Genomic DNA, 3,643 nt, shown 5'->3' with positions numbered 1-3,643 from the left:
GGATAGAAATCCCCCAAGCGTGTGGTAGCTGCGATAGAGGTACTGTCGCCCTCCTCGCGGAGGGCGTGGATAGAAATTAAGCTGAACAGCGTGATCTCTAGCATGGCGGCAGTCGCCCTCCTCGCGGAGGGCGTGGATAGAAATTGGGCAGCACCGCAGCTTCCGGCGACACGCTGACCGTCGTCCTCCTCGCGGAGGGCGTGGATAGAAATAATTCGTGACAGGCAGCTTTCCGCGTTCCAACTGGGGGTCGCCCTCCTCGCGGAGGGCGTGGATAGAAATATGCACCGGGAGAGCAGCACATAGACCGAATCGAAGTCGCCCTCCTCGCGGAGGGCGTGGATAGAAATTCACCACGAGTGTAGGCAGTGAGCTTGCCCTCCCGTCGCCCTCCTCGCGGAGGGCGTGGATAGAAATTAAGACAGCAATTTTCCCCTTGAAAAACGGGCTGGAGTCGCCCTCCTCGCGGAGGGCGTGGATAGAAATCCTCTACACTCGTGGTCTCTGACGACGGCACGGTGTCGCCCTCCTCGCGGAGGGCGTGGATAGAAATCGCGTCAGCGTGGAGCGCGGCGCAAGCGGCGAGGGTCGCCCTCCTCGCGGAGGGCGTGGATAGAAATTTCTGGACGATTCTCACGAGAAGGTCGTGCTCGAGTCGCCCTCCTCGCGGAGGGCGTGGATAGAAATTTGCGGTACATCTCAGCGGTCAAGGTGGTCTGGTGTCGCCCTCCTCGCGGAGGGCGTGGATAGAAATCCTCCTTTACTCGCTCACTTCGGTGGCGAAACGGGTCGCCCTCCTCGCGGAGGGCGTGGATAGAAATATTGTGCCGCTGGAGCAGGTCATTTACTGCCGCGTCGCCCTCCTCGCGGAGGGCGTGGATAGAAATTTGTCTGCCGTGGAAACTACCGGGGCCGCCTGCTGGTCGCCCTCCTCGCGGAGGGCGTGGATAGAAATCACGGGAGCGCGTTGTACGCCGCTCGCGTCTCCTGTCGCCCTCCTCGCGGAGGGCGTGGATAGAAATTCGGTGCAATAATTGACCGCGTCGTCCGGCCACGTCGCCCTCCTCGCGGAGGGCGTGGATAGAAATCTGAACAAGGCCGCAAAGCGCGGCACGGCCATCCAGTCGCCCTCCTCGCGGAGGGCGTGGATAGAAATCTGTGGTTCTGGGGCATGAAGAACGCCGATGAGGTCGCCCTCCTCGCGGAGGGCGTGGATAGAAATATATTGTCTCTCATAAGGTTTTACCTCTCTTTCGTCGCCCTCCTCGCGGAGGGCGTGGATAGAAATTTCACGCTCCCATAAGGGCTGCTGCGTGTGTACCGTCGCCCTCCTCGCGGAGGGCGTGGATAGAAATTGTGTCCTGTGTTGGTACATGGTCATCGTCATAAGTCGCCCTCCTCGCGGAGGGCGTGGATAGAAATATCCATGCTTGGCTCAAGCTCGGTACGCTTGTATGTCGCCCTCCTCGCGGAGGGCGTGGATAGAAATTGCGCAAACGGAGCCGGGATGCTTATATGGGCATGTCGCCCTCCTCGCGGAGGGCGTGGATAGAAATACCGCTGCGGTGGACGACAATACCGTGACCTACGTCGCCCTCCTCGCGGAGGGCGTGGATAGAAATATCGACAATGTGTTGGGCGCTGACTACATCACCCGTCGCCCTCCTCGCGGAGGGCGTGGATAGAAATTCTCCGAGGTTGAGCAGGGCGTCTGGTCCGGTGTCGTCGCCCTCCTCGCGGAGGGCGTGGATAGAAATTTCGCCTGAACTGCTGCGGTATAAGTCTTTGCGGGTCGCCCTCCTCGCGGAGGGCGTGGATAGAAATAGTTCAGCAGGCATTGTAGTTCCTCCTCTTACAGGTCGCCCTCCTCGCGGAGGGCGTGGATAGAAATCACAGCCAGATCCGCCACCTTGTCCCGAACACCGGTCGCCCTCCTCGCGGAGGGCGTGGATAGAAATCAGTCTGGTTGGTGCTTTGTCGAAGTCGGTCACATGTCGCCCTCCTCGCGGAGGGCGTGGATAGAAATATCTCTTTAATGGTCATGCGCCTTTTAAGCTTCGGTCGCCCTCCTCGCGGAGGGCATGGATAGAAATTCGTATTACATTGAGCACTGACCCGAGCGTTGATTGGTCGCCCTCCTCACGGAGGGCGCAGGTAGAAATCGACACAAAAATATGGTAAACTCTTATTAAGTTGTTGCCATGCGCTCTCTAAGGAACCGAGTATTTTGACCTATAATTCCGTCTCTTAAAGACGTTAGTTAAAATCAATTTGTGTTCCCCGGTGCATTCTTCGACTTGAAGTCGCTCCTATTTGAGGGGTGTGGATAGAATAACATAATAATCATATCGCGGTTCTCAAAGGCGTAACCAAGACGTCCTCTTCACCGAGGGCGCAGATAGAAATTGTCACAACCACGCCGGTCTTTTCAGCATCAAGGTTGCCCTCCCCGCAAAGGGTACGGATAGAAATCAGTTTCCACCTCGAATCGGGCATCGCCACAATTTTTCCAAAAAGGAGTTTTCCATGCATACCGTTTCCCTTACCCATCAGCTCGTCACCATCCAGGACGACTTTGACCTCGACAAAATCATCGAAAGCGGCCAGTGCTTCCGGCCGCAGAAACTGGCCGACGGGCGCTACCGTTTTCTTTCCGGCGGCGCACTCCTTTATCTGACTCCGCTGGGCGCTGGGCAATACGACGCTGCATGGTATGGCTCAGATTGGGAGTGCTGGGCCAACTACTTTGATTTGGGCCGGAACTATGCCGCGCTGCGGTGCAGCTTGGCGGGACAGAGCAGCTATCTGGACAAATCGCTCGAATTTGGGCAGGGCATCCGAATCCTGCATCAGGACCCATGGGAAATGCTCATCACCTTTCTTATCTCCCAGCGCAAGAGCATTCCGGCCATCCGCACCGCCGTAGAACGCCTTGCCCGGTGCTGCGGCGAACCGCTCAGTGCCGAAGGCGATGAAGTCTTCCTCTTCCCCACCCCGCAGCAGCTCTGCGGCCTCTCTGGGGCGCAGCTGATGGGCTGTGGTCTGGGCTACCGCACCCGTTACATCCAGAACGCTGCCGCACAGGCTTCCAGCGGCACACTCGACCTCGGTGCTCTGGCAGCGCTGCCCGACGACGCTCTCTTTTCCCGCCTCCTCGAGCTGGACGGCGTCGGCAAAAAGGTAGCAAACTGCGTCTGCCTCTTTGGCTATGGCCGTACCGCGATGGCTCCCATTGATGTTTGGATACAGCGACTCATTGATGAGGAATTCGGCGGCCGCGACCCTTTTCCTTCCTATGGTCAGCAGGCTGGCATCGTACAGCAGTACCTGTTCTACTACAAGCGCAGCACCCGCCGCAGTGTCGCTCACAAAAAATAAAAAAGTTATTGACAACTCTCCTTTTGGCTGGTATAATAATATGCGTCGTCAGGAATGACACGCCAGCTATGGGGGATTAGCTCAGCTGGGAGCCCGGTTGGTATCAAAACACACCCCCAGTCAGATAGTCCTGCGACAATCAAATTCCCAACAAAAAACTCCATCCAAGAGGTTCGCTTCTTGGATTTTATGGGGGATTAGCTCAGCTGGGAGAGCGCTTGCATGGCATGCAAGAGGTCAGCGGTTCGATCCCGCTATTCTCCAC

General features: G+C 57.4%; 1 protein-coding gene, 1 tRNA gene and 1 CRISPR repeat array. Both genes read left to right on the top strand.

Annotated elements, in window-relative coordinates; translation table 11 throughout:
- Nucleotides 1–44: 44 nt before the first annotated feature.
- Nucleotides 45–2,162: direct repeats of the CRISPR family, unit length 33 nt; unit sequence GTCGCCCTCCTCGCGGAGGGCGTGGATAGAAAT.
- A gap of 364 nt (nucleotides 2,163–2,526) precedes the next feature.
- Complete coding sequence (locus AAAU26_RS00440) at nucleotides 2,527–3,378, top strand: DNA-3-methyladenine glycosylase family protein (RefSeq protein WP_227619154.1); 852 nt, start codon at nucleotides 2,527–2,529, stop codon at nucleotides 3,376–3,378.
- A gap of 191 nt (nucleotides 3,379–3,569) precedes the next feature.
- Nucleotides 3,570–3,642: transfer RNA gene (locus tag AAAU26_RS00435), tRNA-Ala, on the top strand.
- The last annotated feature ends 1 nt before the right edge of the window (nucleotide 3,643 follow it).

It is taken from the genome of Faecalibacterium longum (assembly GCF_040094125.1).
GTDB lineage: Bacteria > Bacillota > Clostridia > Oscillospirales > Ruminococcaceae > Faecalibacterium > Faecalibacterium longum.
This window is presented reverse-complemented; position numbering and strand designations above follow the sequence as displayed.